General features: G+C 72.0%; 26 protein-coding genes and 1 pseudogene. 12 read left to right on the forward strand and 15 right to left on the reverse strand.

Annotated elements, in window-relative coordinates:
- Nucleotides 1-28 precede the first annotated feature (28 nt).
- From ABD808_RS32570 to ABD808_RS32595, 6 genes are read right to left on the reverse strand one after another with little or no spacing between them, the layout of a single operon-like run.
- The gene (locus ABD808_RS32570) at nt 29-1,261 is read right to left on the reverse strand and encodes a PP2C family protein-serine/threonine phosphatase (RefSeq protein ID WP_344905188.1); all 1,233 of its coding nucleotides are present in this window, start codon (nt 1,259-1,261) and stop codon (nt 29-31) included.
- 56 nt (nt 1,262-1,317) lie between these two features.
- Complete coding sequence (locus ABD808_RS32575) at nt 1,318-1,902, reverse strand: antibiotic biosynthesis monooxygenase (protein WP_344905191.1); 585 nt, start codon at nt 1,900-1,902, stop codon at nt 1,318-1,320.
- Nucleotides 1,903-1,960: 58 nt separating this feature from the next.
- Complete coding sequence (locus tag ABD808_RS32580) at nt 1,961-3,136, reverse strand: ABC transporter permease (RefSeq protein ID WP_344905938.1); 1,176 nt, start codon at nt 3,134-3,136, stop codon at nt 1,961-1,963.
- Between the two features lie 26 nt (nt 3,137-3,162).
- Nucleotides 3,163-3,888, reverse strand: coding sequence for an ABC transporter ATP-binding protein (locus ABD808_RS32585; RefSeq protein WP_344905195.1), 726 nt, complete (start codon nt 3,886-3,888; stop codon nt 3,163-3,165).
- Nucleotides 3,885-4,940, reverse strand: coding sequence for a peptidoglycan-binding protein (locus ABD808_RS32590; RefSeq protein ID WP_344905198.1), 1,056 nt, complete (start codon nt 4,938-4,940; stop codon nt 3,885-3,887). The genes ABD808_RS32585 and ABD808_RS32590 overlap by 4 nt, the downstream gene beginning before the upstream one ends.
- Nucleotides 4,937-5,455 carry a hypothetical protein gene (locus ABD808_RS32595; protein WP_344905201.1) on the reverse strand — a complete coding sequence of 173 codons (519 nt, stop codon included), beginning with the start codon at nt 5,453-5,455 and terminating at the stop codon, nt 4,937-4,939. The genes ABD808_RS32590 and ABD808_RS32595 overlap by 4 nt, the downstream gene beginning before the upstream one ends.
- A 194-nt stretch (nt 5,456-5,649) precedes the next feature.
- On the opposite strand from ABD808_RS32595, the gene ABD808_RS32600 reads away from it, so the two are divergent.
- From ABD808_RS32600 to ABD808_RS32615, 4 genes are all read left to right on the forward strand, one after another.
- On the forward strand, nt 5,650-6,306 hold the full coding sequence (locus ABD808_RS32600) for a response regulator transcription factor (RefSeq protein ID WP_344905203.1): 657 nt from the start codon (nt 5,650-5,652) through the stop codon (nt 6,304-6,306).
- Nucleotides 6,303-7,514, forward strand: coding sequence for a sensor histidine kinase (locus ABD808_RS32605; RefSeq protein WP_344905206.1), 1,212 nt, complete (start codon nt 6,303-6,305; stop codon nt 7,512-7,514). Before ABD808_RS32600 ends, ABD808_RS32605 begins: the two co-directional genes overlap by 4 nt.
- Before the next feature lie 321 nt (nt 7,515-7,835).
- Nucleotides 7,836-8,348: a papain-like cysteine protease family protein gene (locus ABD808_RS32610; protein ID WP_344905209.1), complete on the forward strand. Its 513-nt coding sequence runs from the start codon at nt 7,836-7,838 to the stop codon at nt 8,346-8,348.
- A gap of 1 nt (nt 8,349) precedes the next feature.
- Nucleotides 8,350-9,144: a hypothetical protein gene (locus tag ABD808_RS32615; RefSeq protein ID WP_344905212.1), complete on the forward strand. Its 795-nt coding sequence runs from the start codon at nt 8,350-8,352 to the stop codon at nt 9,142-9,144.
- Here ABD808_RS32615 and ABD808_RS32620 read toward each other — a convergent pair.
- Nucleotides 9,141-10,175: a LysR family transcriptional regulator gene (locus ABD808_RS32620; RefSeq protein WP_344905215.1), complete on the reverse strand. Its 1,035-nt coding sequence runs from the start codon at nt 10,173-10,175 to the stop codon at nt 9,141-9,143. The genes ABD808_RS32615 and ABD808_RS32620 overlap by 4 nt on opposite strands.
- A 196-nt stretch (nt 10,176-10,371) precedes the next feature.
- Nucleotides 10,372-11,298: a helix-turn-helix domain-containing protein gene (locus ABD808_RS32625; protein ID WP_344905218.1), complete on the reverse strand. Its 927-nt coding sequence runs from the start codon at nt 11,296-11,298 to the stop codon at nt 10,372-10,374.
- Between the two features lie 186 nt (nt 11,299-11,484).
- Between ABD808_RS32625 and ABD808_RS32630 the strand changes: the two genes are divergently transcribed.
- From ABD808_RS32630 to ABD808_RS32655, 6 genes and pseudogenes are all read left to right on the forward strand, one after another.
- Entirely contained in the window at nt 11,485-12,816 is a 1,332-nt protein-coding gene (locus ABD808_RS32630) for an ATP-binding protein (protein ID WP_344905221.1), read from the forward strand.
- Nucleotides 12,813-13,352, forward strand: coding sequence for a roadblock/LC7 domain-containing protein (locus ABD808_RS32635; RefSeq protein ID WP_344905224.1), 540 nt, complete (start codon nt 12,813-12,815; stop codon nt 13,350-13,352). The genes ABD808_RS32630 and ABD808_RS32635 overlap by 4 nt, the downstream gene beginning before the upstream one ends.
- Entirely contained in the window at nt 13,349-13,756 is a 408-nt protein-coding gene (locus ABD808_RS32640; RefSeq protein WP_344905227.1) for a DUF742 domain-containing protein, read from the forward strand. The genes ABD808_RS32635 and ABD808_RS32640 overlap by 4 nt, the downstream gene beginning before the upstream one ends.
- A complete protein-coding gene (locus ABD808_RS32645) occupies nt 13,734-14,330 on the forward strand; it encodes a GTP-binding protein (RefSeq protein ID WP_344905230.1) in 597 nt (198 codons plus the stop codon). The genes ABD808_RS32640 and ABD808_RS32645 overlap by 23 nt, the downstream gene beginning before the upstream one ends.
- Nucleotides 14,327-15,562, forward strand: coding sequence for a cytochrome P450 (locus ABD808_RS32650; protein WP_344905233.1), 1,236 nt, complete (start codon nt 14,327-14,329; stop codon nt 15,560-15,562). The genes ABD808_RS32645 and ABD808_RS32650 overlap by 4 nt, the downstream gene beginning before the upstream one ends.
- A 423-nt stretch (nt 15,563-15,985) precedes the next feature.
- A pseudogene (locus tag ABD808_RS32655) lies at nt 15,986-17,353 on the forward strand (bifunctional copper resistance protein CopD/cytochrome c oxidase assembly protein); the annotation flags it as partial.
- A 14-nt stretch (nt 17,354-17,367) separates the two neighbouring features.
- On the opposite strand, the gene ABD808_RS32660 reads toward ABD808_RS32655, so the two are convergent.
- The 5 genes from ABD808_RS32660 to ABD808_RS32680 all read right to left on the reverse strand — a co-directional run bounded on the left by ABD808_RS32660 (nt 17,368) and on the right by ABD808_RS32680 (nt 22,688).
- Nucleotides 17,368-18,711 (reverse strand): HD-GYP domain-containing protein, encoded by a 1,344-nt coding sequence (locus tag ABD808_RS32660; RefSeq protein ID WP_344905236.1) that lies wholly within the window; start codon nt 18,709-18,711, stop codon nt 17,368-17,370.
- A 55-nt stretch (nt 18,712-18,766) separates the two neighbouring features.
- Nucleotides 18,767-20,143, reverse strand: a complete 1,377-nt coding sequence (locus tag ABD808_RS32665) for an HD-GYP domain-containing protein (protein ID WP_344905239.1) — start codon at nt 20,141-20,143, stop codon at nt 18,767-18,769.
- Nucleotides 20,144-20,729: 586 nt separating this feature from the next.
- Nucleotides 20,730-21,659, reverse strand: coding sequence for an NAD-dependent epimerase/dehydratase family protein (locus ABD808_RS32670; protein WP_344905243.1), 930 nt, complete (start codon nt 21,657-21,659; stop codon nt 20,730-20,732).
- A gap of 22 nt (nt 21,660-21,681) precedes the next feature.
- Nucleotides 21,682-21,978 carry a mycothiol system anti-sigma-R factor gene (rsrA, locus tag ABD808_RS32675; protein ID WP_344905246.1) on the reverse strand — a complete coding sequence of 99 codons (297 nt, stop codon included), beginning with the start codon at nt 21,976-21,978 and terminating at the stop codon, nt 21,682-21,684.
- Nucleotides 21,979-22,031: 53 nt separating this feature from the next.
- Nucleotides 22,032-22,688 (reverse strand): sigma-70 family RNA polymerase sigma factor, encoded by a 657-nt coding sequence (locus ABD808_RS32680; protein ID WP_425549002.1) that lies wholly within the window; start codon nt 22,686-22,688, stop codon nt 22,032-22,034.
- Between the two features lie 270 nt (nt 22,689-22,958).
- On the opposite strand from ABD808_RS32680, the gene ABD808_RS32685 reads away from it, so the two are divergent.
- Entirely contained in the window at nt 22,959-23,816 is an 858-nt protein-coding gene (locus tag ABD808_RS32685; RefSeq protein ID WP_344905253.1) for a class I SAM-dependent methyltransferase, read from the forward strand.
- 10 nt (nt 23,817-23,826) lie between these two features.
- On the opposite strand, the gene ABD808_RS32690 is transcribed toward ABD808_RS32685, so the two are convergent.
- A complete protein-coding gene (locus ABD808_RS32690; RefSeq protein WP_344905256.1) occupies nt 23,827-24,156 on the reverse strand; it encodes a TraR/DksA family transcriptional regulator in 330 nt (109 codons plus the stop codon).
- A gap of 33 nt (nt 24,157-24,189) precedes the next feature.
- On the reverse strand, nt 24,190-25,005 hold the full coding sequence (locus ABD808_RS32695) for an SOS response-associated peptidase (protein WP_344905260.1): 816 nt from the start codon (nt 25,003-25,005) through the stop codon (nt 24,190-24,192).
- Here ABD808_RS32695 and ABD808_RS32700 point away from each other — a divergent pair.
- Entirely contained in the window at nt 25,004-25,705 is a 702-nt protein-coding gene (locus tag ABD808_RS32700) for a DoxX family membrane protein (RefSeq protein WP_344905263.1), read from the forward strand. The two genes, ABD808_RS32695 and ABD808_RS32700, sit on opposite strands and share 2 nt — an antisense overlap.
- The last annotated feature ends 91 nt before the right edge of the window (nt 25,706-25,796 follow it).

A 25,796-nucleotide genomic window follows, 5' to 3' on the forward strand; every position in this document is an offset into this window, starting at 1 on the left:
GTCCCGCTGGGAGGGGCGCGCGGCGCGGTCAGGTCTGCCGCATCGGCGCCATGGCGTCCTTGGGCATCTCGGGCGGCCCGTGCCATTCGAGGAGCAGGACGGTCGCGTCGTCGTCGAGGCGTCCCGCGTGGTGTTCGAGGATGCTGCGGACGAGGCGCCGCAGCGTCTCCGGGACGGCCCTCCCGGCGGCGTTGCTGCGGATGATGAAGTCGACGAAGCGCTGGAGGCCGAACTCCTGCTTGTTGGGGTCGCGGGCCTCCACGATGCCGTCGCTGTAGAGCAGGATGCGGTCGCCCGGTTCGAGCTGCTCGGAGCACAGCTCGGGGACGACGCCGAGGCCCGTGCCGAGGGGCGTGCCGGGGCGGCACTCCAGCGTGCTCACCCACCGCCCCCCGCGGATGATCACCGGGGCGGGGTGGCCGTGGGTGATCCACGACAGCACGCCCGACTGGAGGTCGAGTTCCATCAGGACGGCCGTGACGAAGCGCCCGTCCCGCTCCTGCTCGATCAGGGTCTCCTCGATCGCCTGGCCCGTCCCGACGAGACCGGCCCCCTGGAGCCGGTAGTTGCGGCAGGCCGCGACGGCGAGGCTGGACGTCAGACCGGCGGTGGTGTCGTGGCCCATCGCGTCGAAGATCGCGAGGTGCACGGTGTCGTCACCCAGCGTGTAGTCGAAGGCGTCGCCGCCCAGCATGTACGCCGGTTCCAGCGCGCCGCAGATGACCACCTGGTCGTTGGCGAAGGTCATGGGGGGCGTCAGCCGCCACTGCATCTCCGCCGACACGGTCATGTTCCGCGTCCTGACCAGCCGGGACATCGAGTCGCTGTACGGGCCCTTGCTGACGATCATCAGGGCGACCAGCCCGGCCAGGTACTCGGCGTCGTCCTTGGCCTTCGCGTCGTCCGCCCGGATGGTGACCCTGATCACGCCGATCCGCTCGGACCCGTCGAGGATCGGCACCCAGTAGTGGCAGCGCTCGTCGTCGAAGACCTGACCGACGAGGGGCTCCATGGTCTGGAACGCCCGGCCCGCGATCGTCCGGTCGATCGCGAGCTCCGGGGGCTCGGGGTCCGGGTCCGGCGCGGCGCCGTGCTCCACATGGCGTCCCGTGCCGGTCAGCAGGCGGAGCACCGTCTGCTGCAAGTCGGCCATGTAGATCACGGCGCCGTGCAGGCCCGCGTCCGCGGCGTGCCGGGCGACCGCGCCCGGCAGCTGCTCCATGGACATCAGGTGGCTGGCCGCCACGAGTTCTCGCAACATGTCCGAACAGGCCTACCCGCACGCGCCGCGCCTATGTGGCGGCGACGGTTCCGGAGTCAGCGACCCGGTTTCGCCGGACGGTGCGCCCGCCCGATCGGGTACAGCCAGCGCCGGAGCAGCCTGCTGAGCACCGGCATGACCAGCAGGGTCAGCAGGGGGACGACGAGGACGGGGAACGTCACGGCCTTCAGGGGCACCGGCCACTGTTTCGTCAACGGGGTGACGAGCTCGTTGAGCAGCAGGCTGATCGGGTAGACGGCGCAGAACGTGACGACGATCATCTTGAGCTTGGACGGCGGCGGAACCGACTCGCCGGGCAGGCTGAACCAGGTCTCCAGGCCGGTCGTGTCGCGGTGGTGCTCGGTCGCGATCCCGTGGAGCCGGCCGATCCGGTCGGCGCGTTCCCGTGACCCGAGCCATGTGTCGAGGCTCTCCTGGTCGGCGAAGTTGACCACGGTGTAGTACCGGTGCCGCGACCCCTCGGCGCGCAGCCAGGTCGCGCCCTGGTGCCCCGCGTACCGGGACGCCGTCCGGTGCAGGTCCTCGGCCCACTCCTCGAAGTCGCGTTCCCGGCCGGGCCGGACGTCCCAGGTGATCACGATCGTCACCGGTTCGCCGTCCGTTTCCTCCGTTTCTTCCATGGACCGACTCTCACCGGTTCCGCGCCGTCCATTCGCGTCAGGTCGTCGTGCATTCGCGTCAGGTCGTGGCGAGTGCCTCGGTGGGGCTGAGGCGGGACGCCCGGATCGCGGGGTACAGCCCGGCCGCCGCGCCGATGACCAGGGTGGCCGCCACGCCGCCCAGCACCGCCCACGCCGGGATGACGACCGGCCATCCCTGGTACAACGCGTAGATGCTCGTCACCACCGTCCCGATGACCGCGCCGCCGACGCCGCCGAGCGCCGACAGCAGTAGCGACTCGGCGAGGAACTGGGTGCGGATCTGGCCGCGGGTCGCGCCGAGGGAGCGGCGCAGCCCGATCTCCGACCGGCGTTCCAGCACCGAGATGACCATGGTGTTGGCCACCCCGACGCCGCCGACGAGCAGCGCGACCGCGCCGAGGCCGAGCAGCAGGCCGGTGAACGCCTCGCCCGCCGCCTTCCGCGCGGCGAGCGCGTCCGACGGGCGGGACACCTCCACCTCGTTCGGCGCCTCCGGGTTGGCGGTCGCGCCGAGCACGTCCCGGACGTCCTCGACGTTCGCGTCCCGTGACCGGGTGTAGATCGTCGTCGGGTGCCCGTCGAAGCCGAGCACCGACCGGGCGGCGGGCCAGCCGACCAGTGCCGCGCTGTCGAGTTCGGGGGCGAGCGGCGCTGGATCGAGGATGCCGATGACGGTGAACCAGCGGCCGCCGATGAGGATCCGCACGTCCGGGCCCGCGTGGCCGATCCCGAGCCGGTCCGCGGCGGCCGACCCGAGGACCGTCGCGGGGAAGCTTCCGGTCGCGGCGTTCAGCCATGTTCCACCGCGCAGCTCCGCGCCGATGGCGTCGCGCAGGTCGGTGCGGGCCGCGTAGGCGGCGATGCCCTTGGTCTCGGTCTCGGGGACCTTGCCCGTGCGGTAGATCTTCGCGTCCGCCAGCAGGCCGATGGCCGACACCTCGCGGACCGGCCCGATCCGCGCCACCATCGCCTCCGACTCGGCGGGAAGCTGCGCCTTGTCCCCGGTCAGCGTGCTGCCGGGCGAGACGGTCAGCAGGTTCGTGCCGAGCGCGGCGAGCGCCCGGTCCAGGTCGGCGCGGGACGACGACGACACGCCGACCACGGCGACCATCGCCGCGATTCCGATCGCGATGCCGAGCGCGGACAGGAACGCCCGCATCGGACGGGTCCGCAGCCCCACCGCGCCGACCCGCACGACGTCGCCCGGCCACATCCGCGCCGGTGCCAGCGTCCCGGCCGTCACGACGCCGCCCCGGTGGACGCGGTGGAGGCGGCCGCCGTGTTGGTGGGCGCCGTGTCGGTGGACGCCGTGTCGTGCACGATGAGGCCGTCGCGCATCCGGACCTGGCGGGGCAGACCGGCCGCGATCTCCCGGTCATGGGTGATGATCACGACGGTGGTGCCCGCGGCGTGCAGGTCGCGCAGCAGCGCCATCACGCCGTCGCCGGACGCCGAGTCGAGCGCGCCGGTCGGCTCGTCCGCGAGGAGCAGCGGGGGCTCGCCCGCGACGGCCCGCGCGATCGCGACCCGCTGCCGCTCGCCGCCGGACAGCTCGTGCGGCTCGTGGTCCAGCCGGTGGGCGAGGCCGACCCGTTCCAGCGCGGCCGTGGCCGTCCGCCGCCGGGCCGCCGGACGCAGGCCCGAGTACAGGAGCCCGTCCGCGACGTTGTCGAGCGCCGACGTCCCGGCGGCCAGGTGGAAGTGCTGGAAGACGAACCCGATGCGGCTCGCCCGCAGCGCCGACAGCCTGGCGTCCGGGACCCGTCCCACGTCGTGCCCGTCGATGGTGACCGTGCCGGACGTCGGAAGGTCCAGCGTGCCGAGGATGTTCAGCATGCTCGACTTGCCCGAGCCGGACGGCCCGACGATGGCGACCAGTTCCCCGTGGGCGATGTGCAGCGTCACCCCGGCGAGCGCGTGGACGCCGCCGGTGTACTCCTTCGTCACGTCCGTCAAAGTGATCATTTGGGGACCCCCACGACGGTGCCCGCGGCGATGCCCCGGCCGGACACCTCGACCCGGCCGTCCGCGAACAGGCCGGTCTCGACCGGGACGTAGGACGACGCGCCGCCCTTCACGACCTCGACGCCGAAGCCGCCCTCCCGCAGCGCGACGAGCGCGGACACCGGCACGGTCAGCACGTCCGCCCGCTCGCCCGCGGTGAACGTGACGTCCACGGACGCCAGCACGTACGCGGCGGCGGCCTTCCGCGCCTTGGCGGAGTCGAGCCAGATGGTGACCTCGACCTTGGTGGCGGGGTCCTCGCCCTGCTCCCCCGGCTCGATCACGGTCGTGACCTCGTCGATCTTGGCGCTGACGGTCTCGTTCTCGGGCAGCGTCACCTCGACGGCCGCGCCCTCCTTCGCCATCCGCCGGGAGGCGGTGTCCAGCTCGACCGTCACGGCCTTCGTGGTGCCGGTGTAGTCGAGGACCTTCCTGCCGGGTGCGGTCGGTTCGCCCGCGTTGGCCTGGACGGCGTCCACCCGGACGGCCCCGGACGCGAACGCGACCCTGCCGAGATCCACGGTCCCGGTCTCGGCGACGCCGATGTCGTCCTGCCATTCCCGGACGGCGGCGGCGGTGTCTCCGGTGTATTCGTCGTCCACGGTGAAGCCGTCGTAACCGAGCGCGCTGAGGTTCGCCTCGAACCGCTTCACGTCGGAGCCCTTCGTGCCGATCCGCAGCGGCCGGTACGACGGCCTGGACCCGTACATCAGCACGACCGGGTCCCCGTCCACCTCGTACAGCGTGTGGCCGCGGGTGATCTCGTCGCCGCTGTCCGGCAGCTTCGTCAGCGTGCCCCGCGTCTGGCTCGTCGCCGGACGCACCGGGCCGTAGCCGAGCTGCCCGTCCTCGGTCTGGGTGTCCTTGAGCGTCTGTTTCGCCACGTTCGCGGTCCTGGGCGGCAGGCCGGTCGCCGCCTCGCCGTCGGAGTCCCCGCCGCTGCCGAGCACCGCGACGGCGGCGGCTCCCCCGGCCACGACCAGCACCGCGACGGACAGGGCCCTCCTCCTCACTTGCGCCCGCCCCGCAGAACGTCCTGGCACTTGCGCTGCGCCGGTTCGAGGTCCGGGTCGTCCCCGACCGTCCTCTTGTCGATCATGATTCCGCGCTGGCCGGGCTTCGGGTCGGGGAACTTCTCGACGCCGTTCTGGCGCATGCACTCGGCGAACTTCCGGGCGCGTTCCTGCTGTTTCGGATCCGGCGCCCCGGTGGCGTTGGCCTGCGGGTTGTACTGGCGGCAGGCCTCCATCGCCTTGTCCACGGTCTCCTTGTCGCCCTTCTGGAGCTTGAGCCGAATGCCCTCGCCCGGCTTCGGGTCCTCCATGTCGATGCCGTGCTCGCGCATGCACTGGGCGAACTTCACGCCCATTTCGTCCGGGTCCTGTTTCGCGCCGCCGCCTCCGGGTGAGGCGCTCTGGTTCGCGCCGCCCGCCGACGCCACCCCCGTCTCGCCGCCGTCGTCGCCGCACCCGGTCGCCAGCGCCAGGGTCAGCGCGAGCGGCAGCACGGCCATCGTCCGCAGTCGCATGGGACGTCCTCCTCGTCTCCCCGGCCGGAACGGCTCCGGCCGGACGGAGAGCGATGCAACCCGCCCGCGCGTTTCCCCGCCGTTTCCCCCGCGGCGACCTGGCACCCGGCGATCACATACGGAGCCGATCACTAACGGAAACGAAACAGACGATCCGGCACCATCACGCGGAGAGAGCTGAGGGAAGGGGCACCATGCGGGTGCTGGTGGTGGAGGACGAGCGGCTCCTGGCCGACGCGATCGCCGAATGGCTGCGCGGCGACGCGCACGCCGTCGACCTCGCCTACGACGGGGCGTCCGCGCTGGAACGGGTCGGCGTCAACGACTACGACGTCGTGGTCCTCGACCGCGACCTGCCGCTGGTGCACGGCGACGAGGTCTGCCGCGAGATCGTGGACGGCGAGACCGCCGCGCGGGTGCTGATGCTCACCGCCGCCGCGGAGGTCACCGACCGGGTCGACGGTCTCGGGCTCGGCGCCGACGACTATCTGACCAAGCCGTTCGCGTTCCCCGAGCTGGCGGCCCGCGTCCACGCGCTCGGCCGCCGGTGCCGTCCGGCCGCGCCGCCGACGCTGCGCCGCGCGGGCATCACGCTCGACCCGGCGCGCCGCGAGGTGTTCCGGGACGGACGCTACGTCCCGCTCGCGCGCAAGGAGTTCGCCGTCCTGGCCGAGCTGCTCCTCGCCGACGGCGCCGTCGTCTCCGCCGAGCGGCTGCTGGAGAAGGCGTGGGACGAGCACGCCGACCCGTTCACCGGGGCCGTGCGGCTCACCGTACTGAAGCTGCGTCGCAAGCTCGCCGACCCGCCCGTCGTCGAGACCGTCAAGGGAGCGGGATACCGGATCCGATGAGAATGTCGCTGCGCGCCCGCCTGACGCTCACCTACGGCGGCCTGTTCCTCGCCGCCGGGATCGTGCTCCTCGGCGTCGCCTACGCCCTGGTCGACCAGCAGCTGTCCGGCTCGGGCACGAAGGTCTTCGCCACCCGCCTCAACCCCGCGCCCGGGACGACCCCCGCTCCCGGCGCGACGGGCCGCCCGGCCCAGCGCGTCACCGCCGAGGAGCGCGAGTTCGTGGCCGGGACGGAACGGCTGATGAAGAAGCAGCGCGAGGAGCTGCACGACGCGACCGTCACGTCCCTGATCACGCGGGGCTCGGTCGCGCTCGGCGTGGTCGGCGCGGCCGCGGCGGCCCTCGGCTGGCTCGTCGCCGGACGGGTCCTCGGCCCCCTGCACCGCGTCACCGAGACCGCGCGCCGCATCGCCGCGTCCCCCGCCGCCGACCGGGGCCTGCACGAGCGCATCGCGCTGCGCGGGCCGCGCGACGAGGTCAAGGAGCTGGCCGACACCTTCGACACGATGGTCGAGCGGCTCGACCGGTCGTTCGACGGCCAGCGCCGCTTCGTCGCCAACGCCTCCCACGAGCTGCGCACGCCCCTCACCCTGGGCCGCGCGCTGGTCGAGGTCGCGATGCACCGGGAGTCGGCGTCCCCGGACGTCCGGCAACTCGGCGAGACCCTCCTCCAGATAAACGCGCGCCACGAGCGGCTGATCGGCGGGCTGCTGCTACTCGCCCGCTCCGAGAACGAGATCACCACCCGCGCGCCCGTCGACCTCGCCGACGTCGTCGGGCATGTCGCGTCCCAGGCCGCGCCGGAGGCCGCGAGCACCGGAGTCACCATCGAGGTGGACGCCGCCGAGGCCATAACGACCGGTGACGCCCTCCTTCTCGAAAGAGTCGCGCAGAACCTCGTCGAGAACGGTCTGCGCCATAACAGCTCGTCCGGCTGGGTCAAGGTGTCATGCGGGACGTGCCGGGAGGGCGCCGTCCTTGACGTCTCGAATTCCGGGCCCGCCGTCCCGCCCTATGAGATTCCGGCCCTGTTCGAGCCGTTCCGTCGTCTGGACGGCGACCGGGTCGTCACCGCGAAGGGCGCGGGTCTCGGCCTGTCGATCGTGCGGTCGATCGTCCGGGCGCATAACGGCAGCGTGACGGCCGTTTCGCGCCCGACCGGCGGGCTCCGCGTCACCGTCACCCTCCCGTCTGGCGAGGTGGCGTGAAAGTGCCGTATTTCTGAGGTTATAGAGGTTCGTTATGACCTGCTGGCATTACCCGGATTCGGCCACGGGTGAGACTTTTATCGCGTTCCCTCTGCCTCTCGCGCGGGGTTCTCCCCCCGGAACTCCCCGGCACCGGGAGGGAACGCCCGGTGGGCGTCATTCATCGCGGCGGCCAGGCACCGCCCAGCCCCCGGATGACGGCACGCGCACCACCCGCGCGAGAGGCTGCACGACTCCTGTCGGGAGAAAAGGCGGAAGCCAATGACAACGCGTACCCGACCCGCCCGGGCGCGCCGGCGACTCGCGGTCGGAATCGCGGGGGTGGCAGCTGCCACCTTCGCGGCCTCGACCGGTGTCGCCTCCGCAGGTGTACTCCAGATCCAACAGCAGGTCCAGGAGCAGAACCAGTGGTGCTGGGCCGCCAGCGGGCTGACGATCGCCAAGTTCCACGGAAAGGGGAACGTCACCCAGAACGAGTTCTGCAACCTGGCCCGCGGCCGTTCCAGCGGCCAGTGCCCGAACCAGGCCGGATACCTGGAATGGGACGTGGTCGCGTTCCAGAAGCTCGGCATGTCGTCCGGCGGCCAGGTGAGCGGCCCCATGGGGTACCAGCAGGTCGTCACCGAGATCGACGCCAAGCGTCCGATCGAGACCGGCATCTACTGGACCGCCGGCGGCGGCCACGCCCAGGTGATCTACGGATACACCGGCCAGACGCTCTCCTACGGCGACCCGTGGCCCGCCAGCCCCAGGTACGGGGAGATGAGCCACAGCAGCTACAACAGCAACAGCCAGTTCCGCTGGGGACAGGCGCTATACGGAGCGGGAGCCTGACATGCGCAATTCTGCGAAGGTCACCGCTGCCGCCCTGATCGGCGGAACCGTCCTGATGGGCGGGAACGCGGCGATGGCGGCCGGACCCACGTCCGACGAGGCCGCCGCGGCGAAGGTCGCGGCCTCCCCGGCCGCGCAACAGCGGCTCGGAACGTTCTTCGTCCACCTCGGCCAGCACCAGAAGGGACAGTCGACCACCCAGGGCGTCTCCAAGGCCGCCGCCGCGGCGACGGCCCCGACGCTCCAGGGCGACGTCCAGCGCGTCTACTCGCTCAACCCGGCGTTCGTGAAGGGCACGAGCAACGCGCCCGTCGCGAACTTCGTCTACATGGCGGTCGCCGCCAAGTCGGCGTCCGGGCAGCAGGCGACGCTGTGGCTGACCAAGTCCAACAAGAGCTGGACGATCATGAACGTGATCTCCGGCACCGACGAGGCCGCCTACCCGGCCAGGGCGAACGGCGGCACGGTGTTCACCGAGCCGCAGATCCACGCCTGGTACCGGCTGAAGGACGGCCGCGTGACCGCTCTGAACGACACAGCCAAGACGTCCGTCGGCAAGGGCATGACGGTCGGGTCGTACCAGAAGCTGGTCAACACCCGGTACGGCGACAAGCTCGCCGGCTCGGCGTACCAGAAGTCCGGCAAGCTCGGTGGCGTCACGCCGACCACCGGCGTCAGCGACCGTTCGTCTGACGGTGGCACCTCGCCGGTGCTGCTGGCACTCGGCGCGAGCGGCGCGGTGGCCGCGGCCGCCGGCATCGCCGTCGCGCGGCGCCGCCGGTTCGGCAGCTACTAGCCGCTCGTGAGCGGGTTCCGGGGACCGCCCCCCTTCCCGGAACCCGCCTCCCGGCCCGTGGCGACCGGTGCCGCTCCGACCGGTGCCGGGGCCGCCGGGAGCGCGGGATGCGCCTCGGGATGGTCGTCCCACCAGTCGCTGAAGACCGGCTGGGCCCGGACGAGGCGCAGGTAGTTGTCGCTGAACACGTCGCAGAGCCGGCGCGCGGCCTGCTCGGCCTCCGGTCGCCAGACAAGGACGATGCGCTGGCTGATCGGGTCGCCGGAGATGCGGCGGAACGCGATCCCCTCGCGGGCGCTCGCCGTCGGCTGGTACAGGCCGACCGCGCGTCCCGACCGGATCAGGGAGGAGGAGATCTGCCAGTCGCTCGACCAGTACCGCACCCGCGGCTGGAAACCCGCCCCGGCGCACACGCCGCGGACGTAGGCGGGCCACGGCCCGTCGTCCAGCGGGTCGTCGAGCCAGTCCTCGTCCGCGAGGTCGGGCAGGTCGACGGTGAGCCGGGCGGCGAGCGGGCTGGACGACGACATGCCGATCAGGATCGGTTCGCGTTCCACGACGACGAGCCGCTCCAACTCGTCGCGGGGCCGGGGTACATGGTCGACCGGCTCCTGGAACAGACCGACGTCGAGCGCGCCTGAGGCGAGGAGCGCGGGGATGCGCCCGCCGCCCTGGTCGACGCGCAGGTGCAGCCGCGACGCCGGTGACAGCGCGCCGAGATGGTCACCGAACCCGGTCAGCGCCGGACAGGCCTGCACCCCGACGCGAAGCAGCGGCATCGCCGAGGGATCGCGGATCCGGTGCGCCAGGGCGGCGTTGAGGTCGTCGATGCTGGCCAGGGCCGCGCGTGCGCGGGTGGCGACCTCAGCGCCGACCGGGGTGGGCGTGACGCCCTCCGGGGACCGGACGAACAACTGCACGCCCAGATGGGTCTCCACGCGTCGCAACATCGTGCTGACCGCGGGTTGGGTGAGGCCGAGCCGCGCCGCGGCCTTGCTGATGCTGCCGGTCGCGGCGATCGCCTCGATCATTCTCAGATGGTGGGGTCCGAGGTCCACGAGCATGCTCCTGTACCGTCTTCGCCCCGTTCACTGAAGTCAGTCGAATGTTAACCCCGGATTGATCCACGCAATATGGAAATGCGTGCCAACCGGATGGGAGCATCCCTTTGCAGGGGAAACACGGCGCTGGCGCAGGGGAAACACAGCGCCGGCAAGGGGAACAGGGTTATCGCGCGATGCGCCGCCGCTCGCGTTGTCGCAGTTCGCGGGGGCTGACGCCGAAACGCCGCCGGAAGGCGTGACTGAGCGCGCTCGCCGACGAGAAGCCGGTGGCGTGCGCGAGGTCGGTGATGGTGACGTTCACGTCGAACGGGTTGCGCAGCCTGTCCCGGACGACCCGGAGCCGTTCCTCGCGGATCAGTTCGCGCGGCGTGGTCCCGGCGCGTTGCAGCGCGAGCTGGATCTGGCGCAGCGACCAGCCGAGGTCCTGCGCCATCGCCGTGCCGGTGAGGCCGGGGTCGGTGGCGTGCGCGCGGACATGGCGGCGCACGACCGTCTCGACCTCGGCGAGATGGTCGCGGGCGGGTGGACGTTCACCGCCCGCGGCGCCGTCCGCGACGACGATGCACAGCAGTTCGGTGATCCGGTCGCAGGCCGCCTCGAACTGCCGCTCGGTGAGGGACTCGCGCTCCTCGCCGACGGCCCGGACCATGTCGGCGACGACGCGGCCGAGCCCGCTGGACAGGTCGAGGTCGGCGGCGAGCGGCGGGGCCGGTGGGGTGACGCGGGGCAGCCGTCCGTCCACCTCGTGCGCCGGGATCGTCAGGACCAGCGCCCTGGCGGGCCGTCGCGGGACGACCCGGACCGGCGCGGCCGGAGAGATGAGCCCGCCCGTGCCCGGCCGCAGCCGCGCCTCGGCGGCGTCCCCACCGAGCATCAGCATCTCGCCGTGCAGCGGCAGCAGGAACCGGTACGCGGCGGCGGACCCCCGGTCCGGGCCGGGACCAGTGCCGGGATACGCGCCGGGATCGGTGCCGGAATCGCCGTGCGGCGGGCCGGTCGTCCGGATGTGGTCGCCGCCGTCCGACCGGTAGAGGACCAGGCGGTAGGCGGTGCCCCTCCGCGGGACCGGCCCGCCGAGGAAGTCGTCCACCGCAGGCTCCTCCACCGATCCGACCAGCGCAGAGAGCGTATCCGACCAGAAAGCTTCGTTTCAGACGAATCCTGCGCAAGGTGACGCGGCTCGGACGCCGGGTGATCATGCGATGCGTCCGGACGCAAGTTCCTTGCGCGCACGCACAAGCGTGCACGTGCATTTCCGTCCTACGGTGCCGGGACTGTGGAACTCTTCCTGCTGGTGACGGCGTTCGTCATCGTGCTCGGCGCCGGTGTCGCCGCGGCGGTCCTGTTGGTCCGTGAGCGCCGGGAGACGGACGTCCTACGCAAACGGAACGCGGCGCTGACGTACGGCCTCGACCTGCGGGACGCGGAGCTGCGCCATCTGGCGGACGTCCGGCTGCCCGAACTGCTGGAGTCGCTGACGACCCCGGGCATGGACGTCGCCGGACCGCTGCGCGACCTGGCCCGCGAGGCGCCCGCCTACGACAAGGCCCTGCTGGCCGTCATGGACCTGTTCGCCGGGTCGGCCGAGGGCGTCCGCGAGCGCTCTGACCAGGCCGCCAAGTCGACGCTGCGGGCGATGATGCGCGCCGTGCAGAGCCTGGCGAACGAGCAGCAGCTCGCCATCTCCACCATGCAGGAACGCCACGACGACCCGGACGTGCTGGAGGGCCTCCTCCGCATCGACCACATGAACGCCCAGCTCGGACGGCGCGCCCAGGCCACGGCGGTGCTGTGCGGGTCGTGGCCGGGGCAGCAGCGGTCGGCGTCCTCGCTGAGCGACGTGGTGCGCGGCGCGACGTCCCGCATCCGCGACTACCTGCGCGTCAACCTGGAGGGGACGGCGGGCAGCGCCGTGACGAGCCGCGCCGTCGAACCCATCGTGCTGACGCTGGCCGAGCTGCTCGACAACGCCGCGCGGCACTCCCGTCCCGACACCACGGTCGAGGTCAACTTCCGGCCCACGCACAACGGCGTCGCCATCATGGTGGACGACGCGGGCGTCGCGATGGAGGCCGAGGAACTGCAACGCGCGGCGGACCTGCTGTCCGGTGAGGTGTCGGTCGACGTGCACCGGCTCGGCGACCCGCCGCAGATCGGGTTCGCGGTCGCGGGCGTCCTCGCGGCCCGCTACGGGTTCCGCGTCACGGTCGACAGCCGCTCGCCCTACGGCGGGGTGCGGGCCGTGGTGTTCGTGCCGAACTCGATGCTCACCACCGTCCCGGACGACAAGCCGCGATCCGTGACGGCGCCCCGTCCGGTGGAACCCGAACCGGAGGGCCCCGCTGAGGGCCCGGCCACCGCGGGCGGGCTGCCCAAACGCAGGCGGGTCCCGGCCGCCGGACGGGAGCCCCGCGACGGGGAGCGACCGCCGTCCAGACCCGCGCGGGAGACCGCGGCGGGGCTCGGCGCCTGGCAGCGCGGGACGCGGTCGGGCCGCGCGTCCGCGCCGTCCGACCCGCCGCCCGAACCGTCGACCAACCCGCCACCCGAACTCGACCGGACCAGCGACGGCACCCCCGCCACAGACGGCGGGGACCCGCGCACATGAACCGCGCACAGAACAAGGGGTTGAACGGCGCGATGGACGACGCTAGGAACCGGCTCGGCTGGATGCTGGACGACGCGCTGCGGATGCCGGAGACGCGGTACGCGGTCCTGCTGTCGGCCGACGGCCTGCTCATGGCGCACTCGGAGCGGATCGGCAGGGACGACGCCGAACGCCAGGCGGCGGGCATGGCGGGGCTCCAGTCGCTCGCCCGCGCCACCGCCGAGTTCTGCGGCGACCCCGGCACGACCTGGCGGCAGACCGTGAACGAGTTCGACGACGGGTACGTGTTCCTCGTCGCCGCGGGCCCCGGCGCGTACCTCGCGGTGTCGGCGACGCAGGACGTGGACATGGAGACGGTGTCGTTCCGGCTGCACGAGCTGGTGCAACGGCTGGGCAAGGAGATGACCAGCCCGCCACGGCCGGCCCCGGACGATCCCGGGGGGCGCGGGGAGTCGTCCCCCCACAAAGAACCGGCCGATACCGGGGAGCGTGGGGGGTCGTCGTCGCCCCGCAAGGGGCCGGACCGTCCCGCATGACCCCGCCGCGGCGCAACGAACGAGCGCTGGTCCGCCCGCACGTCGTGACCGGCGGGCGGGCCCATCCCTCCCGCAACGTGTTCGACGTCGTCACCCTCGTCATCGGCACCGGCGACCTGCCGCGGACCGGGCTCACCCCCGAGAAGGTGCGGATCGTGGAGCTGTGCTCGGGCGGCGCGCTGTCGGTCGCGGAGATCGCCGGACATCTCGCCCTGCCCGTCGGCCTCACCAAGGTGCTGCTCTCCGACCTCGTCGACAGCGGGCATCTCAGCACCCGCGCCGGTCCCTCGTGGGGGGACGACCCCCCACGCCCCCCGGAACGGCCCGGTCAGCCCTCCGCCGCCCAGCAGTCGAAGGCTCGGCTCCTTCAGGAGGTGCTCGATGGACTCCGCGCTCGTCTCTGACGCGTCCTACCTGCCCGACACCGTCAGGACGGCCGTCAAGATCCTCATCGTGGGCCATTTCGCGGTCGGCAAGACCACCTTCGTCGGGACGCTGTCGGAGATCCGCCCGCTGCGCACCGAGGAACGGATGACGCAGGCGGGCGCGTCCGTCGACGACCTGACCGGCGTCCCGGACAAGACGACCACAACGGTCGCGATGGACTTCGGGCGCCTGACGCTGACCGACGAGATCGTCCTGTACCTGTTCGGGACGCCCGGACAGGAGCGTTTCGCCCGCCTCTGGGAGGATCTGGCGCGCGGCGCGCTCGGCGCGCTCGTGCTGGTCGACACGGCCCGGCTGGAGCAGTCGTTCGCCGTCATGGACCTCGTCGAGAAGCAGGGCCTGACGTACGCGGTGGCCGTCAACCACTTCGACGGGTCGCCCGCCTACCCCGAGGACGAGGTCCGCGAGGCCCTGGACCTCGCGGACCGCACCCCGCTCGTCATCTGCGACGCCCGCGACCGCGGCTCGTCCACCGAGGCGCTGATCGCGCTCGTCGACCATCTCGTGACCCTCGACTCGGAGACACCGTGACCGCCCCCGCAGAGCAGGCCCAGATCCCGACGCCCCTGTACGGACCGGAGTTCACCGAGACGCCCGGCCTCGTCTACGACCGGCTGCGCGCCCACGGCGACCTCGCGCCCGTCGAGCTGGCACCGGGCGTCCCGGCGACGCTGGTCCTCGGGTACGACGCGGCGCTGGAGATCCTGCGCGACCCCGGCCGGTTCCCCCGGTGCAGCGAGGTGTGGGAGGAGGAGGTGGGCCCCGAATGTCCGGTGCTGCCGATGCTCCAGGCCCGGCCGAACGCGCTGTTCACCAACGGCGCCGTGCACGCCAGGTTCCGGTCGGCGATCGTCGACGGGCTGAACCACGTCCACCCCGTCGCGCTGCGCCGGTACGTCGAGGACGCCGCCGACGGCCTCATCGACAAGTTCGCGGGCGACGGCCGGGCCGACATCATCGACCAGTACACCCGCCCGCTGCCGTTGCTCGTGTTCACCGAGCTGTTCGGCTGCCCCCGCGACATCGCCGGACGGCTGGAGAAGGGCATGACCGGCATGCTCGAAGGCGTCGACGACCCCGCCGAGTCCCTCGCCATGCTCACCGAGGCCGCCCGCGACCTGGTGGCGCTGAAACGCGCGAAGCCGGGCACGGACGTGACGTCCTGGATGCTGCGGCACCCCGCCGGGCTGGACGAGGAGGAGGTGATGAACCAGGTCGGGCTGCTGCTCGCCTCCGGCACCGAACCGGAGAACTCCCTCATCGCCAACGGCATCCGGCTGCTGCTGTCGGACGACCGGTTCTTCGGCGACCTGTCCGGCGGCAGCCTGCCCATCGAGGACGCGCTCGACGAGATCCTGTGGACCGACCCGCCGATCTCCAACTACGGGCCGACGTTCCCCCGCCGGGACCTGAACTTCCACGGCTACCGGCTGCCCGCCCACCAGCCCGTCATCATCAGCTACACGGCGGCGAACACCGACCCGAAGCGTTCCGGGGGGTATGGGGGGTCGTCCCCCCATAACGAAACGCGTTCGACGGCGAACCGGACGGGCAACCGCGCGCACCTGGCGTTCGCGGGCGGCCCGCACACCTGCCCGGCCAAGAACCACGCCCGGCTGATCGCCTCGGTGGCCATCGAACGGCTCCTGGACCGCGTCCCCGACATGGAGCTGGCCGTGCCCGCCGACGAGCTGGAATGGCGCCCCGGCGCCTTCCATCGCGCGCTGACCGCTCTGCCCGTCGTTTTCCCGCCTGTGGGCTGAACCGTCCGGGCGGGTGGGCGCGTACGTCCACCTGTGGCGACACGTGTGCGGCAGGCTCCGGCGACCGACAGGCTCATGCTCGCGATCGGGGCCGGGACGGTCTCGCTGGTCGTCCTCGCGCTGGTCGTGCGGGTCGGCGGGGCGTTCAGCGCCACGGCCGCGCCCGGACTGTCGCGGGCGGGCGCGCTGACGAAGGTCGGGCTGTCGGTCGCGACGCTGGGAACGCACGCGGCGTCGGTGCTCACCGTTGGGTGGCTGCTGGTCGCGGCGGTGTTCGTCCGTTCCCCGTCGGCCACGGCCGGACGCTGTGTGCGGGCCGTCTCGCTGACCGCGCTGGCCTGGGCGCTGTGCACGCTCGCGCTGATCGTGTTCAGCGTCCTCGACCTGTTCGGCACCGGGTTCACCGGCGTGACCGGCGACATGATGCGCACGTTCCTCCTCGAACTGCCGCAGGGCCGGGCGCTGCTGCTCGTCCTCGCGGGCACGGTCGCGCTGGCGGTCGCGGCGAGCCTGCCGCGCGCCGCCGACGGCGCCGGACACCTGCTGGCGGTCGCGCTCGCCGCGCTGCTGCCGCCGCTGTTCACCGGGCACGCGGCGAACGCCTCCAGCCACGCGCTCGCCGTCTACAGCCTGGCCGCGCACGTCGTGGGCGTCGCGCTGTGGATCGGCGGGCTCGTCGCCCTCATCACGCTCGCGCCCGACATCCGGGGCAGGCTTCCGGGGGTCGTCCGGCGGTACAGCGGGCTGGCGCTGGCGTCGTTCGCGGTCGTCGGCGTGAGCGGCGCGGTGAACGCCTGGGTGCGACTCGGCGGCGTCCATCTCGGGTCGCGGTACGGGACGCTGGTCGTGGCGAAGATCGTGGCGCTGGCCGTCCTCGGCGGGTTCGGCTGGTGGCACCGCCGCACCACCATCCCCGCCCTCGCGGACGGGACGGGCCCGCGCCCCTTCGTCCGGCTGGGCGCGGTCGAGATCGTCATCATGGCGGCGACGACGGCCCTCGCGACCGGCCTCGCCCGCACCCCACCGCCCGAGAACCCGCCGGGGACCCTCGACGTCGTCGCGTTGCGGCTCGGCTTCCCGCTGCCGGGCCCGTCCGGCCTCGTCCCCTACCTGCTCGACCGGCGGCTCGACCCGCTGTTCCTCGCACTGATCGTGACGGGCGCGGCCCTGTATGGGATCGGCGTCGTGCGGGTACGGGACTGGCCCCGACGTCGGAACGCCGCGTGGGCGGCCGGGCTGCTCGTCCTGCTATTCGCCACCTGCGGCGGGCTCGCCCGCTACAGCATGGTCCTGTTCAGCGCGCACGCCGTCCAACACGTCCTCGTCGGGCTGGTTGCGCCGCCCTTGCTCCTGTACGGGTCACCACTCCAGCTGGCACTGCGGTCGGCACGCGGCGAGGGCCCCGCCCTCCTCACCGCAGCTGCGACCAGCAGAAGCATCCAGACGTTGACCAACCCGTTCGTCGCATCGGCCCTGCTCCTCCTGAGCCTGTACGGGTTCTACGTGTCGCCCCTGTTCGGGGCATCCCTCTCAGACCACGCACTACATCCGCTCGCCATGGCCTGTTTCGTCGTCATCGGCCTGGCTTACTTCCACGGGACGGCCCGGACGCTCCTGCCCTTGGTCGTCCTCCCGCTGCACATAGCGGCCGGGGTCGCGTTGATGCGGGACGGGACCGTCCACGGCGGCTGGTACGAAGACCTCGGCCGCCACTGGGGCGCGTCACCCCTGGACGACCAGCGACTCGGCGCGCTGCTCCTCTGGACGACCTCCGTCGCCATCACCCTGGCGGTTGCCACCGGACGTTACTGGCGGGGCAGGCGGTCCACGACGCGGCTGAGCGCCTCCACGACGGTCGGGTCGTACTCGGCGGCGGAGTCCAGCCTGAGCCGTTCCAGCACGGCGGCGCCCCGGTCGCGGTCGGAGGAGTCGCCGACCAGGTCGTCGTAGGCGTTCGCGACCTTGATGATGCGGCCCGCGAGCGGCGGCGGGATCGGCCTGCCCTCGCCGCCCCCCGCCTGGTCTCCGTTGGCGGGGTCGAGGCCCGTCCGGTACGGGTGGGACGAGAGCTGGACGATGTGCGCGACCCGGTCCAGCACCCCGGTCTGCTTGATCACCTCGGCGCCCAGCTCGGCGATGCGGCGCTGCTCCGCCGGGGACGCCAGCACGGTCGCGCCCCCGGGGATCGGGTCGCCGAGGGACAGCTGCCCGATGTCGTGCATCAACGCCGCGTACTCCAGTTCGAGCAGCTCCTCCTCGATCATCCCGAGTTCGCGGCCCATCGCGACGGCGAGCTGCGACACGCGCCGCGAATGGCCCGTCTCGACGTAGCCGCCGACCTCGGTCACCCGCGACAGCGCCCGGACGGTCTGGAGATAGGTGGCGCGCGTCCCGGCGTAGCGGCGGAACGCGAACTGCGTCACCAGGATCGGCACCGTGAAGATCAGCAGCGCGGCCTCGCCCATCGCGGTCGTCGCGACCGCGATCAGCAGCGCGGTCGCGCTGGTCGCCGCGCACAGCGCCAGCTTCGCCTCGACCTCGTCGCGCAGCGCGATGCCGAACCTGGCGTGCACGGTCTCCGCCCGGATCACCGCGGCGATCAGCATGTCGGCGCAGGACGAGGCGACCACCACCAGGCTCATCACGGCGAGCAGCAGCTCCCACGGCAGGTCGAGCGTCAGCACCGGACGGAAGCACAGCGCGACGGCCGTGACGGTGAACAGCCGCCGGGCCATCGCCTCCGGACGCGCCGACCGGCCGACCGCGATGTGCGGCAGCGAGCCGACCAGCATGCCGACCGCGGTGACGGCCACGACCTGCAACGCGGAGTGGTCGGCGGCGACGACGCCGAGCCGCGCGTCCGGCGGGGCGTTCTCGGGGCCGACGCCGACCAGCAGCGCGTACCCCAGGGCCCCGGCGGTGGCGATCGGCGCGACCTCCCGGTTGCCGGGCATGACCATCCGGAACAGCTCGCCGAGCGCGATCAGCACCCCGAAGATGATGGCGACGTTCGGCTGGCGGAGCCCGGCGGCGGCGACCTGCGCGATGGCGACGACGACGAACAGCCCGGCGGTGCCGATCAGCAGCAGCTGACCCGCGTCGACGTTCTGCCAGGCGTTCCGCCCTCGGGCGTGACTCTCACTGCTCATCAACGAGCCCTTCCGGGGGCCGTGGGGGGTCGTCCCCCCACCTGAAAGCGCTCCGTCACCGCCGCACCCCGTCGCCTGGGCGTACCGCGTCGTCGGCGGAGCCGCCCGCGACGCGCAGGGGGGTGCTCGGGTCGTCGTGGTCCTGGCTGGTGGTCTCGACGACGTCGTCGTCCGGCAGCACCACGGTTCGCGGCGGCTCCCAGCCGTCGCGGTCGAGGGCCCGCAGGAACGCCTCGACCATCGCCGGGTCGAAGTGGTCGCCCATGCAGCGGCGCAGCTCCGTGACGGCGTCCTCGACGCTGCGGGCGGGCCGGTAGGAGCGGGTGGACGTCATCGAGTCGAAGGCGTCGGCGACGGCGATGACGCGGGCGAACTCGGGGATCTCGTCCCCGGCGAGGCCCATCGGGTAGCCGCGGCCGTTCATCTTCTCGTGGTGGTGCATGATCCCGGCGAGCGCCTCGTCCAGGAACCCGATCTCGCGGACGATCTCCAGCCCCCGCATCGGGTGCAGCTGGATCGCGGCGAACTCCTCCTCGGTCATCGGACCGTTCTTCTGCAACACCTTCGTGGGCACGCCGAGCTTGCCGACGTCGTGCAGCATCCCGGCGTAGCGGATGGCCTCGACCCGGTCGGCGCGCATCCCGATCTCCTGCGCGATCATCACCGAGCCGCGCGAGACCCGCTCGGAGTGGCCGCGGGTGTAGTAGTCCTTGGTCTCGACGGCCTGGCACAGCGCGGCGAGGGTGGCGGCGTGCGCCTGCTGCTGCACGTACGCCTGGTCCATCGCCCAGCGGGCGATGAGGAGCGGCAGCAGGACGAGGACGGCGGCGAACGGCCCGACGCGCGGCCACAGCCCGGCGATCAGCAGCCCGACCATGCCGTACCCGAGGCACCCGACGGCGAGCTGCCCGTACTCGTGCAGCAGCTCGCGCGGCTTGGCCTGCCTGCTGAGCAGCAGGACCCCGGCCATCAGCGTCAGGTTGACCGCGACGAAGGTGACGAGCGCGCCGAGGAACGGGCCGATGACGTTCTCGACCCAGCGGGCCTGCCCGGCGTGGAACCGGTCGCCGCCGAGCAGGTCGAACACCGTCCCGGCGACGAAGCCGCTGAGCGCGAGCTGCGCGCCGTTGAAGACGCGCTTGACCGGCGCGAAGAACCGCTGACCGGTGATCACGGCGCAGACGCCGAGCAGCGCGGCGCCCGCGGGGCCGAGCAGCACGACGGTGGCGAGGCTCGCGGCGAAGCTCATCGACACCCGGGCCCGCGCGACGTTCAGCCGGGCGGGCGCGGAGTCGCAGACCAGGAACAGCAGGGCCAGCACGGCGAGTTTGGCCCAGTCGATGTCCGTGAAGGACGACGTCGCCATGAGGACGCCCGCGAGAGCGACCACACCACAGACGTACGCCCAGGCAGCGAGAGGTAGTCCTCGCATTGCCGCCCCCTCGGGGAGTGAACGCCTCTCGCCTGGTGGGGCCGCGTCGGCGCTCACCGCGCGGGGCCCGCCGGGGACGAAAGGCGTTCGGTGACGATTGGCGGGCCGTCACCGGGCTGCCGCGTGCCTGCCGGCACCTACACCCAGGAAACGCCCTCGAGCATCATCAGCGACGACGCCGAGGCGCTCTGGCGCCGGGCGTGTCCCGCCGACGTCACGCGCTTGAGCATTGCTCCCTGCCTCCCCCCGCGAACCGGGGCCGTCCGGCCTCGCGGCCGGTCACCGGGACCGGGACGGTCCAGGCTACCGGCCGAGCACATACCCCGAATTCACGGGGATGCACGTGCTCTCGTCGCTGATTCCGGCACCAGCCTAACGCGGACCGCCGAGGTCACACAGGCATGAAGGGAAACGTGAACAAAGCGTGAACCGATCGTCACTTTTAGTGATCATTTGTCCCCGCGGAATACCGGTTCCGCATGAGCATCAAATCCCCGGTCGACGGAAATCACGTGCAAATGCAATAGCAACTGAATGACCACTACGGGGAATCGTACATAAGGGCGACAACCGGCAGGACGTGCATTCAGCGGCCAGGCCGGGCGTTCCGCTCGCGGGCCCACGCGACCGTCTCGGCGAGGCCGTCCCGCAGCGCCACCCGCGGCTCCCAGCCGAGCGCGTCCCGGGTGCGGGCGGGGTCGATCGCCATGGCGGGCAGGTCGCCCAGCCGGGGCGGCGCGAACTCCGGGTCGTCCGGCGCGTCCGCCGCCTGCGCGACCAGGGTGTGCAGGTCGCGGTCGGTGGTCTGGAGGCCGGTCCCGACGTTGAGGCGCACCCCGCCGCCCCCGCCCTCCGCCGCGCGGGCGAAGGCGTCGACCACGTCGAGCACGTACACGTAGTCGCGGGTCTGCGTGCCGTCGCCGAAGATCCTGGTCTCACGGCCGGACAGCAGCGCGTCGGTGAAGATCGAGACGACGCCCGCCTCGCCCTCGGGCGTCTGCCTCGGCCCGTACACGTTCGCCAGCGTCAGCGTCGTGTGGTCGATGCCGTGCAGGGCGCCGTACATCCCCACGTACACCTCGCCGGACACCTTGGACGCCGCGTACGGCGACGCGGGCCGCAGCTCGGCGTCCGGCGGGACGGGCAACGCGTCCGGCACCCCGTACACCGCGCAGCTCGACGTGAACACGACCTTGCGTCCGCCCGCCGCCCGCGCCGCCTCCAGCACGTTCGCGGTGCCGACCACGTTCGTCCGGGCATCGCGCAGCGGGTCGGCGACGCTGGCGCGCACGCTCACCTGAGCCGCGAGATGGCAGACCACTTCCGGCCGCCGCACCGCCGCCTTCTCGACGAGACCGGGGTCGGCGACGTCCATCTCCCACAGCTCGACGCCGGGGCGCACGTTGTGACCGGTCGACAGATCGTCGACGCCGATGACCTCGTGGCCGTCCGCGACCAGGCGATCGACGAGATGGGATCCGATGAACCCGGCCGCGCCGGTGACGAGTGCGAGCACCCGCCAAGGATACCGGCGAAGGTCAGGCCCCGCCGGGCTTCCCGGCCCCGCCGGACGCCTTGATCTCGCCGCAGATCTCCTCGATCCGGCCGAGCACCTTGGCGCGCAGATCGGTCGGCGCGGACTCGCAGGCGCAGGACTTGTTCACCAGCTTCTTGACGGCCTCCTCGAGCCCGTACTCGCGCAGGCACGGCCCGCACTCGTCCAGGTGCTCGCGCACCTCGCCGCAGCCGCCCTGGTCGAGCTCGCCGTCAAGGTAGGTGTAGACCCGCGCCAGTACCTCGTCACAGGGGGTCTCATGGTGATTGCCACAGCCCATGGCTCACTCACCCTTCTCGCTCACCGCGCCGCGGCAGGCCGCGGTGTCCAGCATCATTTCGCGCCACCCGTGCGCGTGAGACCACGATCCGCAGCGTAGTCCTCCAGCATGACGCGCAGTTGCCGCCTTCCGCGGTGCAACCGCGACATCACGGTGCCGATGGGCGTGCCCATGATCTCGGCGATCTCCTTGTACGCGAAACCCTCGACGTCGGCGAGGTAGACGGCGATGCGGAACTCCTCGGGCAGCTCCTGGAGAGCCCGCTTCACGTCGGAGTCGGGCAGGTGCTCCAGCGCCTCGGCCTCGGCGGACTTCAGCCCGCTGGAGGTGTGCGACTCGGCGCGAGCGATCTGCCAGTCCTCGATGTCCTCGGTGGCGGCCTGCTGGGGCTGGCGCTGCTTCTTGCGGTAGGAGTTGATGAACGTGTTGGTCAGGATCCGGTAGAGCCACGCCTTGAGATTGGTGCCTTCCTTGAACTGGTGGAAGGACGCGAACGCCTTGGCGAAGGTCTCCTGAACGAGATCTTCGGCGTCCGCGGGGTTACGCGTCATCCGCAGCGCGGCCGAATACAGCTGGTCCAAGAACGGGAGCACGTCGCGCTGGAAGCGTTCCTGGCGCTGCTCCACGGTCTCCGTGGTGCCCTGTACCTGACCCACCTCCTCGGCTGTGGCGCCCTTGGCCGGGAGCCGGCCGGCGGCGTCGTGTCCCACAGACGATATCGGTCCGCGCGGACCGCCCACGCGGGCGGGCACCCGCGCGTCACCGCGCGCTGTCGGCCGCTGATCGGCAACGGCTGTGGTCATCGGTGTGCACCTCCGCTGTACTTACCTGTGAGACTGTGCAACACCGCGACGTCCCCGCCGATTCCCCGTCAAGGAGTGACGAAACGAACACGTGTCCCCTCCGACTGACACGGAGGGTGATGACCACCCCGGATCGGGGAAAGACGTGACATATACGGCGAGAACAGGAGCAAAGCGGTGCATCCGGTACTACCGCCGCGGCCACCCGAGCCCACCATCGCCAGTCTGCGTGACATCTCCGGGGACTCCCTGGCGCGCTACTGGACGTTCTACTGGACGGTTTCGGCCGCCCAGCTGACCCGATGGCTGCCGCGCAGACCGTCCCGCATCCTCGACATCTCGGGCGGACGCAGCGCGGCCCAGGCCGCCGAGGCGGGGCACACCGTCCTGGAGGTACGCGACCCGGCCCGCGCGGACGAACCCGCCCGTGCCGGGGGGCGTGGGGGGTCATCCCCCCACAAGGGACACGCCCGTGCCGGGGGGCGTGGGGGGTCGTCCCCGCACAAGGGACACGCCCGCACCGCGAAGGGCACCGCCATCCCCCTGATCGGCGACACCGGCACCCTGACCTTCCTCGCCGACGGCTCCATGGACGCCGTCGTCGCCGAGAACCGCGTCCTGTCCCGGCACCTCGCCACCGAGACCACGATCGCCGAGATCGCCCGCGTACTGCGCCCGGGCGGCCGCGTCCTGCTCTGCGTCGACTCCCTCACCCTCGGCATGGCGCTGCTCGCCGAACGCAACTACTGGGCGCACCTGTCGGACGTCCCTAGCGCCGAGGTCGTCCTCGTCCCCTGGCCCGACGGCACGATCACCCGCTCGTTCTCCGCCCACCAGCTCCGCGAACTCCTCGCCGACGCGGGCCTCGAAGTCGAATGGATCAGGCCCCGCACCGTCCTGTCCCCCTCGACCGTCGAACACGTCCTCACCGAATCCCCCCGCGCTCTCCCCCGCCTCGTCCGCACCGAACTCAACACCCCACCCCCCGACGAATCCCTAGGAATTCACCTGCTCGCCAGTGCCCGGCGGCGATGAGGCGGGCTGGTCAGCGGGCGCGGTCGTGTTTGGATTGGCAGGGGATGCAGCGGGACGCTTCGGGGCGGACCTCCAGGCGGCCCTCGGGGACGGGGCGGCCGCAGCCCAGGCATCGGCCGTAGGTGCCCGCGCCGATCCGGTCCAGGGCGGCGGCGACGCCGCGGCGATGGCGGGCCAGGGACTCCAGGGCGGCCTCCATCCGATCGTGGTCGGTGAGGCCGGCCCCGGCGTCCGCGGCGGAATTCTCGCGCTCGGCGCTTTCGCCCCGGAGAATGGCGATAGAGCGGTCCAGATCGTGGAGCATGGATTCAAGGCGGGAGCGGGCTGCGGCGGTGTCCACGATGTGCGAACTCCTCCCGGTGGGGGTTCCGGGTCAGAACAAGCCGTCTGAATGGTTGCCAGAACTATCCCCAGAAGTCGCCGGATCTATGAGTTCGGGACCGTTGTTTCTGACGTTGTTGACGGCTTTCGACACCGGGAAGGCGTCCATCGTTCCGGCCATGGCGGGGACGAGAAGGCCGCGGACCTGTTCGGTGTCGGTCAGGTCGGGGTCGAGCCAGGCGTCCCAGCGGGACGGCTCGACGACCATGGGCATGCGGTCGTGGATGCGGCCGAGGTCGTCGGGCGCGTCGGTCGTGATGACCGTGCACGTCCAGACCCATTCGTCCTCGGGCGACTTCCAGAGCTCGTAGAGGCCCGCCATCGCCATGATCGCGCTGTCGTTCGGACGGATGAAGAACGGTTGCTTCTGGGGCTTCTTCTTCGCACCCTCCTGCTGGAGCGTGTACCACTCGAAGTAGCCGTCGGCGGGCAGCAGGCAGCGGCGCCGGGCGAAGGCGCGGCGGTAGGACGGCTTCTCGTGCGCCGTCTCGACCCGCGCGTTGATCATGCGGGAGCCGATGGACAGGTCCTTGGCCCAGGACGGGACGAGGCCCCAGCGAACCGTCCTGAGCTGCCGGACGGCGGGCTCCTCCTCGGGGGCGTCCTTCGGGCGCCGGTCGAGCACGACCGGGACCTGCTTGGTCGGCGCGACGTTGTAGTCGGGCTGGAGGTCGCCCTCGACGGCGTCGAGCTGAACCTGGAACTCGTCCAGCAGCTCCTGACGCGCGCGGGTGGTGGCATAGCGTCCGCACATGGGTCCCATCCTGCCGCGCTTGAGGCTCGGTGCGCTGGGCATGTAGCGGGTCATGCGACCCTTCACGACTCTGGCTCGCCCGTTCGTGGCGGCCCCCTACATCATGAACGGCCTGGACTCGCTCCGCGATCCGCGCGAACGCGCCGACCGGGTCGGTCCGGCGGTCAAGCCGGTCGCGGACCGGATCGACTGGCTGCCGAAGGACCCGGAGACGCTCGTCCGGATGCAGGGCGCGCTCAGCCTCGGCACGGGCGTGCTGCTGCTGACCGGCAGGTTCCGCAGGCTCACGACGCTGCTGCTCGCGGCGCAGCTGGTGCCCGTCCTCGCGACCGAGCACCGGTTCTGGACGGAGGACGACCCCGAGCGCCGGGCCAGCGAGCGCTCCCATCTGCTGAAGAACGCCGGGATGTTCGGCGCGCTGCTGATGGTGGCGTCCGAGCCGCGCCGTCCACCGCGCATGGCGGAGGTGCGGCGGCAGGTGCGGGAGGCGCAGATCAAGAGCGGCGCCGAGACGAAGGCGTTGCGCCGCGAGGCGGCCGTGGCGCTGCGGGACGCGCGCCGGGAGGCGGCCCGGCAGGTGCGCGTCGCCCGCGCGGAGGGCGGACGCAAGGCCGCCAAGGCAGCCAAAGCGGGCAAGGTGGGCAAGGTGGCTAAAGCAGCCAAGGCGGGCAAGGTCCGCAAGGCGCGCGGCGGGACGAAGCCGAACCGTGTCGCGGCGCAGGCGGGCAAGGTCAAGCAGGCCGTCAAGCGCTGACATCCCGAAGACAGCCTTAACGGGGCTTCAAATCCGTTGAACCACGGTCGGGGGCCGTCTCGTACTGCCAGATGACCCCCCTTCCTTCCGC

The organism is Actinomadura meridiana (assembly GCF_039537545.1).
In the GTDB taxonomy this organism is placed as follows: domain Bacteria; phylum Actinomycetota; class Actinomycetes; order Streptosporangiales; family Streptosporangiaceae; genus Spirillospora; species Spirillospora meridiana.

What these genes read in the sequence shown, in the direction of transcription:
- ABD808_RS32615 (WP_344905212.1), top strand. Translation starts at nt 8,350, where the DNA reads ATGCGCAATTCTGCGAAGGTCACCGCTGCCGCCCTGATCGGCGGAACC.
- ABD808_RS32600 (WP_344905203.1), top strand. Translation starts at nt 5,650, where the DNA reads ATGCGGGTGCTGGTGGTGGAGGACGAGCGGCTCCTGGCCGACGCGATC.
- ABD808_RS32660 (WP_344905236.1), bottom strand. Translation starts at nt 18,711, where the DNA reads ATGAGCAGTGAGAGTCACGCCCGAGGGCGGAACGCCTGGCAGAACGTC.
- ABD808_RS32605 (WP_344905206.1), top strand. Translation starts at nt 6,303, where the DNA reads ATGAGAATGTCGCTGCGCGCCCGCCTGACGCTCACCTACGGCGGCCTG.
- ABD808_RS32640 (WP_344905227.1), top strand. Translation starts at nt 13,349, where the DNA reads ATGACCCCGCCGCGGCGCAACGAACGAGCGCTGGTCCGCCCGCACGTC.
- ABD808_RS32570 (WP_344905188.1), bottom strand. Translation starts at nt 1,261, where the DNA reads ATGTTGCGAGAACTCGTGGCGGCCAGCCACCTGATGTCCATGGAGCAG.
- ABD808_RS32595 (WP_344905201.1), bottom strand. Translation starts at nt 5,455, where the DNA reads ATGCGACTGCGGACGATGGCCGTGCTGCCGCTCGCGCTGACCCTGGCG.
- ABD808_RS32635 (WP_344905224.1), top strand. Translation starts at nt 12,813, where the DNA reads ATGAACCGCGCACAGAACAAGGGGTTGAACGGCGCGATGGACGACGCT.
- ABD808_RS32645 (WP_344905230.1), top strand. Translation starts at nt 13,734, where the DNA reads ATGGACTCCGCGCTCGTCTCTGACGCGTCCTACCTGCCCGACACCGTC.
- ABD808_RS32575 (WP_344905191.1), bottom strand. Translation starts at nt 1,902, where the DNA reads ATGGAAGAAACGGAGGAAACGGACGGCGAACCGGTGACGATCGTGATC.
- ABD808_RS32665 (WP_344905239.1), bottom strand. Translation starts at nt 20,143, where the DNA reads ATGCGAGGACTACCTCTCGCTGCCTGGGCGTACGTCTGTGGTGTGGTC.
- ABD808_RS32700 (WP_344905263.1), top strand. Translation starts at nt 25,004, where the DNA reads ATGCGACCCTTCACGACTCTGGCTCGCCCGTTCGTGGCGGCCCCCTAC.
- ABD808_RS32620 (WP_344905215.1), bottom strand. Translation starts at nt 10,175, where the DNA reads ATGATCGAGGCGATCGCCGCGACCGGCAGCATCAGCAAGGCCGCGGCG.
- ABD808_RS32695 (WP_344905260.1), bottom strand. Translation starts at nt 25,005, where the DNA reads ATGACCCGCTACATGCCCAGCGCACCGAGCCTCAAGCGCGGCAGGATG.
- ABD808_RS32580 (WP_344905938.1), bottom strand. Translation starts at nt 3,136, where the DNA reads ATGTGGCCGGGCGACGTCGTGCGGGTCGGCGCGGTGGGGCTGCGGACC.
- rsrA (WP_344905246.1), bottom strand. Translation starts at nt 21,978, where the DNA reads ATGGGCTGTGGCAATCACCATGAGACCCCCTGTGACGAGGTACTGGCG.
- ABD808_RS32585 (WP_344905195.1), bottom strand. Translation starts at nt 3,888, where the DNA reads ATGATCACTTTGACGGACGTGACGAAGGAGTACACCGGCGGCGTCCAC.